We start from the raw sequence: 6,204 nt of genomic DNA, 5'->3' as shown, positions 1-6,204 counted from the left end.
CCATGGAAATCTTCGACTACGACAACGTGCTGCTGCTGCCGCGCAAGTGCCGCGTGGACAGCCGCAGCGAGTGCGACACGTCCATCGAGTTCGGCGGCCGCCGCTTCAACCTGCCGGTGGTGCCGGCCAACATGAAGACGGTGGTCGATGAGCCGATCAGCCAGTGGCTGGCGGCCAACGGCTACTTCTACGTGATGCACCGCTTCGACGTGGACAACGTGGCCTATGCCCGCCGCATGCGCGACAAGGGGCTGTTCGTCTCGATCAGTTCGGGCGTCAAGCCGGCCGACTTCGAGGTGATCGACCGCCTGGCCGCCGAAGGCGTGGGCGCCGACTACATCACCATCGACATCGCCCACGGCCATGCCGAGAGCGTGCGCCGCACCATCGAGCACATCAAGCACAAGCTGCCCAAGACCTTCGTGATCGCCGGCAACGTGGGCACGCCCGAGGCGGTGATCGACCTGGAGAACTGGGGCGCCGACGCCACCAAGGTGGGCATCGGCCCCGGCAAGGTGTGCATCACCCGGCTGAAGACGGGTTTCGGCACCGGCGGCTGGCAGCTGTCGGCGCTGAAGTGGTGCTCGCGCGTGGCCACCAAGCCCATCATCGCGGACGGCGGCATCCGCGACCATGGCGACATCGCCAAGAGCGTGCGCTTCGGCGCCAGCATGGTGATGATCGGCTCGCTGTTCGCCGGCCATGAAGAGTCACCCGGCCAGACGGTGGAAGTCGACGGCAAGCTGTACAAGGAGTACTACGGCTCGGCGTCCGACTTCAACAAGGGCGAGTACAAGCACGTGGAAGGCAAGCGCATCCTGGAGCCGGTCAAGGGCCGCCTGGCCGACACCCTGCGCGAGATGCGCGAAGACCTGCAAAGCTCCATCTCGTACGCCGGCGGCACGGGCCTGGCCGACGTGCGGCGGGTCAACTACGTCATCCTGGGCGGCGACAACGCCGGCGAGCATCTGCTGATGTAGCCCCGCCTACAATCGGTCATCCCCTGCAACGCCCTCGCGCCAGCCCGCCACCGCGGGCCGGCGCACCGGACTTTCCTGCCATGACCGAACTCGCCAAGTCCTTCGAACCCGCCGCGATCGAGGCCCACTGGGGGCCGCTGTGGGAGAAGAGCGGCGTCTATGAGCCCACGCTGGATGCGGCCAAGCCCAGCTTCAGCATCCAGCTGCCGCCGCCCAACGTGACGGGCACGCTGCACATGGGCCATGCGTTCAACCAGACCATCATGGACTCGTTGACGCGCTACCACCGCATGCGCGGCTTCAACACGCTGTGGGTGCCGGGCACCGACCACGCCGGCATCGCCACGCAGATCGTGGTGGAGCGCCAGCTGCAGGACCAGGGCCAGAGCCGCCACGACCTGGGCCGCAAGAACTTCGTCGCGCGTGTGTGGGAGTGGAAGCAGCAAAGCGGCTCCACCATCACGCAGCAGATGCGCCGCATGGGCGACAGCGTGAGCTGGAACCATGAGTACTTCACCATGGACGACAAGCTGTCCAAGGTGGTGACTGAAACCTTCGTGCGCCTGTACGAAGAAGGCCTGATCTACCGCGGCAAGCGGCTGGTGAGCTGGGACCCGATCCTCAAGAGCGCCGTCTCCGACCTGGAGGTGGAAAGCGAAGAGGAAGAAGGCCACCTGTGGCACATCCGCTACCCGATCGAGGGCAGCACCGAGTCGCTGGTGGTGGCCACCACCCGGCCCGAAACCTTGTTGGGCGACACCGCGGTGATGGTGCACCCGGAAGACGAGCGCTACACCCACCTGATCGGCCAGCAGGTGCGCTTGCCCGTCACCGGCCGCCTGGTGCCGGTGATCGCCGACGACTACGTGGACAAGGCCTTCGGCACCGGCGTGGTCAAGGTCACCCCGGCCCACGACACCAACGACTACCAGGTGGGCCTGCGGCATGGCTTGCCCATGCTCACCATCTTCGACCTGGAAGCCAAGGTCAGCGGCGCCGAAGTGCCCGAGATCCCGGCCGCCTACGTGGGCCTGGACCGCTTCGTCGCGCGCAAGCAGATCGTCGCCCAGCTGGAGGCCGAAGGCCTGCTGGTGGAGGTGAAGAAGCACAAGCTGATGGTGCCGCGCTGCGCCCGCACCGGCCAGGTGATCGAGCCCATGCTCACCGACCAGTGGTTCGTGGCCATGAGCAAGGCCGGCCACAACGGCAAGAGCATCGCCGAAGAAGCCATCGAGGCCGTCTCTTCGGGCGAGGTGAAGTTCGTGCCCGAGAACTGGGTGAACACCTACAACCAGTGGATGAAGAACATCCAGGACTGGTGCATCAGCCGCCAGCTGTGGTGGGGCCACCAGATTCCGGCCTGGTACGGCGACGGCGGCGAACTCTTCGTCGCCCGCAGTGAAGAGCAAGCGCGTGAGCGGGCCACGGCCGCCGGCTACACCGGCGCGCTGCGCCGCGACGAAGACGTGCTGGACACCTGGTACTCGTCGGCGCTGGTGCCCTTCAGCACCCTGGGCTGGCCCGAGAAGACCATCGAGCAAGACCTCTTCCTGCCCAGCAGCGTGCTGGTCACCGGCTACGACATCATCTTCTTCTGGGTGGCCCGGATGATCATGATGACCAAGCACTTCACCGGTCAGGTGCCCTTCCGCCACGTGTACATCCACGGCCTGGTGCTGGATGCGCAGGGCAAGAAGATGAGCAAGAGCGAAGGCAACGTGCTCGACCCGGTGGACCTGATCGACGGCATCGAGCTGGCGCCACTGCTGGACAAGCGCGTGGTGGGCCTGCGCAAGCCCGAGACGGCGCCCAAGGTGCGCAAGGCCACCGAGAAGGAGTTTCCGGCGGGCATTCCGGCCTACGGCGCCGATGCGCTGCGCTTCACCTTCGCGGCCATGGCCACGCTGGGCCGCAGCGTCAACTTCGACAGCAAGCGCTGCGAGGGCTACCGCAACTTCTGCAACAAGCTCTGGAACGCCACCCGCTTCGTGCTGATGAACTGCGAAGGCCAGGACTGCGGCCTGGCCGAGCACACCAAGGCCGAATGTGCGCCCGGCGGCGCCTTCCACGGCTACATGCAGTTCAGCCAGGCCGACCGCTGGATCAGCAGCGAGCTGCAGAAGGTGGAAGCCGCGGTGGCCCAGGGCTTTGCCGAGTACCGCCTCGACAACGTGGCCAACACGATCTACAGCTTCGTGTGGGACGAGTACTGCGACTGGTACCTGGAAGTGGCCAAGGTGCAGATCCAGACCGGCACCGAGGCCCAGCAGCGCGCCACCCGCCGCACGCTGATCCGCACGCTGGAAGCGGTGCTGCGGCTGCTGCACCCGATCACGCCCTTCATCACCGCCGAGCTGTGGAACACGGTGGCGCCGGTGGCCGGCCGGCAGGGCCCGTCCATCGTCACCGCCGCCTATCCGCAGGCCCAGCCCGAGAAGATCGACGAAGCCGCCATCGCCTGGATGGCGCGGCTCAAGGCCACGGTGGGCGCCTGCCGCAACCTGCGCGCCGAGATGAACCTCTCGCCCGCCGAGCGGGCGCCGCTGATCACGCTGGGCGACGCCGAATTCGTGCAGCAGGTGGCCCCGCTGCTGAAGGCGCTGGCCAAGCTGTCCGACGTGCAGGTGCTGGCCGATGAAGCCGCCTTCGACCAAGCCACCGCCACTGCGCCGGTGTCGGTGCTGGGCGACATCCGCCTGGCGCTGCACGTGGAAGTGGACGTGGCCGCCGAGAAGGCGCGCCTGGCCAAAGAAATCGCGCGGCTGGAAGGCGAGATCACCAAGGCCACGGTCAAGCTGGGCAACGAGAGCTTCGTCGCCCGCGCCCCGGCGGCGGTGGTGGAGCAGGAGAAGCAGCGCCTGGCCGATTTCAGCCAGACGGTGCAGCGGCTGCAGGCGCAGGCTGCGCGGCTGGAAGCAACTGCTTGACGTGGTGCCAGCCCCCAAGCTCGCTGCGCTCGCGTCCCCCCGAGGGGGAGCTCAGTCCCTTGGGGCGGCCCGGCGGGATTGAGGTCGCCCCCAAGCTCGCTGCGCTCGCGCCCCCCCGAGGGGGAGCTCAGTCCCTTGGGGCGGCCCGGCGGGATTGAGGTCGCCCCCAAGCGCGCTGCGGTGGCTCAGGCTGCCCGCGGCGCCAGCGCCATCCAGGGCGCGGCCGTGGTGCTTTGGCCCTGGCGGGCCCAGGGAGCCAGAAGCGCGTCGATGCGGCGGGCCACGGCCCAGGCGCTGCGCTCGCGCGACTCGCGCGTGGCTTGCGCCAGCCGCGGCGACACGTGCAAGCCCGGCAGGCCATGCAGGGGCCGGCCCGGCTCCAGCAGTTCGGGCTCGGCGTCGTCGAACCACACGCCGGCCACGCGGCCATCGCCCATGGCTTCGGCCAGGGCCGGTTCGTCGAACACCGAGGCATGCGTCAGGCTCACCAGCGCCTGGCCCGGCTTGCAGCTGGCCAGCACCCGCTCGCCCAGCAGGCCGCGATAGCGGCTGAACATGGGCAGCAGCACGCACACCGCGTCGCAGGCCGCCATGAAGTCGCGCAGCGGCAGCGGCTCGACCTGCCAGCGCACCCACAAGGCATCGCTGGCGTGCAACGAGGGGTCGTAGCCCACCACGCGCGCACCAAAGGCCTGCAGCAGCGAGGCCAGCGCGCGCGAGCCCGGCTGCATGCCGAACAGGCCCACCGTGGCACCGCCGATCTCGCGGGCTTCGCCGCCGGCAGCCAGCGCGCCTTCGCCGTGGCGCCACTGCGCCAGCAGCGCGCCGATGGCGAACTCGGCATGGGCGGCGGCATGGGCGGCGCCGTTGCGCACCACTTCCACGCCGGCGCGTTCGCAGGCATCGAAGTCGATGGGCGCAGCGCTGCCAGTGCCGATGCGCGCCACCGCCCGCAGGTGGGGCGCGGCACTGAGCAGCTGGCCGTCGATGCGCATGGAGGCCGGCGCCACCAGCGCCGAGGTGGTGATCAGTGCATGGCGCAGGCCTTCGGGGTCGTGCGCCAGTTCAGGCGCATGGTGCACGCGGTGCCGGTCGGACAGCCACTGCATCACCTGGGCATCGAACGTGTCGAGAATCAAAACGTCCATGTCACAGGCTGTAGGCAAACTTGCCCAATGGCATATTTTCTGCGTGCCACAATCAAACTCACTCCCTCACCTTCAACGTTTTATGCCGGTCACAAAAGCCATCTTTCCCGTAGCAGGCCTGGGTACCCGCTTTCTCCCGGCCACGAAGGCGCAGCCGAAGGAGATGCTGCCCGTGGTGGACAAGCCGCTGATCCAATACGCCGTGGAAGAGGCTTACGCCGCAGGCGTTCGGGAAATGATCTTCGTCACCGGTCGGCACAAGCGGCCGATCGAAGACCACTTTGACATGACGTTCGAGCTCGAAGTAGCCCTTGAACAAGCGGGCAAGAAAGAGCTGCTGGATGTGGTTCACAGCGTCAAGCCCAAGGACATGGAGTGCATCTACGTGCGCCAGGCGCAGGCCCTGGGCCTGGGCCATGCCGTGCTGTGCGCGCAGCGCTTGGTGGGCAACTCGCCCTTCGCGGTGCTGCTGGCCGACGACCTGATGGTGGGCAAGCCTTCGGTGCTGGCGCAGATGGTCGAGCAGTTCAAGGAATGGCGCGCCTCCATCATCGCGGTGCAGGAAGTGCCGCCCGAGCACACCCGCCGCTACGGCATCGTCGACGGCACGCCGGTCAGTGACCGCCTGCTCGACCTGACCCGCATCGTCGAGAAGCCGGCGCCCGAAAACGCGCCGAGCAACCTGGGCGTGGCCGGCCGCTACATCCTCACGCCGGGCGTGTTCCACGAGATTGCCAACCAGCCGCGTGGCGTGGGTGGCGAGATCCAGCTGACCGACGGCATCGCCGGTTTGCTGCGTCGCGAGAAGGTGTTTGCCTACCGCTACGAAGGCCAGCGCTACGACTGCGGCAGCAAGGAAGGCTTCCTGGAAGCCAACGTGGCCCTGGCGCTGGCGCACCCGACGCTGGGCCCCGGCTTCCGCGAATACCTCAAGGGCATCGACCTCTGATCTTCAGGCGCCGGGCGTAACAGCTACCGGCGCTTCAAGTAATGCGTGAACTCGCCACCGGCGGCGGTCTGCTCCAGCAGCTCGTTGCCGGTCTGCTTGGCAAAGGCCTGGAAGTCGCGCGTCGACGACGGGTCGGTGGCCACCACCTTCAGCACCTCGCCCGAGGCCATGTCGGCCAGGGCCTTCTTGGCCTTGAGGAT

5 protein-coding genes are annotated in these 6,204 nt (G+C 67.8%); 3 read left to right on the top strand and 2 right to left on the bottom strand.

The annotated features are described in order from the left end of the window. The first annotated feature begins 2 nt into the window (after positions 1 to 2). Positions 3 to 980, top strand: coding sequence for a GMP reductase (locus ABNT58_RS05140; RefSeq protein ID WP_250199004.1), 978 nt, complete (start codon positions 3 to 5; stop codon positions 978 to 980). An 80-nt stretch (positions 981 to 1,060) separates the two neighbouring features. Then, positions 1,061 to 3,907 carry a valine--tRNA ligase gene (locus ABNT58_RS05135; RefSeq protein ID WP_348752430.1) on the top strand — a complete coding sequence of 949 codons (2,847 nt, stop codon included), beginning with the start codon at positions 1,061 to 1,063 and terminating at the stop codon, positions 3,905 to 3,907. A 185-nt stretch (positions 3,908 to 4,092) separates the two neighbouring features. Here ABNT58_RS05135 and ABNT58_RS05130 read toward each other — a convergent pair whose 3' ends face one another. Beyond that, complete coding sequence (locus ABNT58_RS05130; RefSeq protein ID WP_348752429.1) at positions 4,093 to 5,055, bottom strand: NAD(P)-dependent oxidoreductase; 963 nt, start codon at positions 5,053 to 5,055, stop codon at positions 4,093 to 4,095. Positions 5,056 to 5,137: 82 nt separating this feature from the next. Between ABNT58_RS05130 and galU the strand changes: the two genes are divergently transcribed. Continuing rightward, entirely contained in the window at positions 5,138 to 6,004 is an 867-nt protein-coding gene (galU, locus tag ABNT58_RS05125; protein ID WP_250199001.1) for a UTP--glucose-1-phosphate uridylyltransferase GalU, read from the top strand. A 23-nt stretch (positions 6,005 to 6,027) separates the two neighbouring features. Here the strand turns inward: galU and ABNT58_RS05120 are convergent. After that, the coding region (locus ABNT58_RS05120; RefSeq protein ID WP_348752431.1) for a sulfurtransferase TusA family protein at positions 6,028 to 6,204 on the bottom strand (177 nt) is incomplete at its 5' end.

It is taken from the genome of uncultured Aquincola sp. (genome assembly GCF_964001545.1).
In the GTDB taxonomy this organism is placed as follows: Bacteria; Pseudomonadota; Gammaproteobacteria; order Burkholderiales; family Burkholderiaceae_C; genus Aquincola.
Note: the sequence above shows the minus strand (reverse complement) of the source record. Positions and strands in the feature narration are given on the sequence as shown.

Coding starts and splice junctions, on each gene's coding strand:
- ABNT58_RS05135 (WP_348752430.1), top strand. CDS start 1,061: ATGACCGAACTCGCCAAGTCCTTCGAACCCGCCGCGATCGAGGCCCAC.
- galU (WP_250199001.1), top strand. CDS start 5,138: ATGCCGGTCACAAAAGCCATCTTTCCCGTAGCAGGCCTGGGTACCCGC.
- ABNT58_RS05140 (WP_250199004.1), top strand. CDS start 3: ATGGAAATCTTCGACTACGACAACGTGCTGCTGCTGCCGCGCAAGTGC.
- ABNT58_RS05130 (WP_348752429.1), bottom strand. CDS start 5,055: ATGGACGTTTTGATTCTCGACACGTTCGATGCCCAGGTGATGCAGTGG.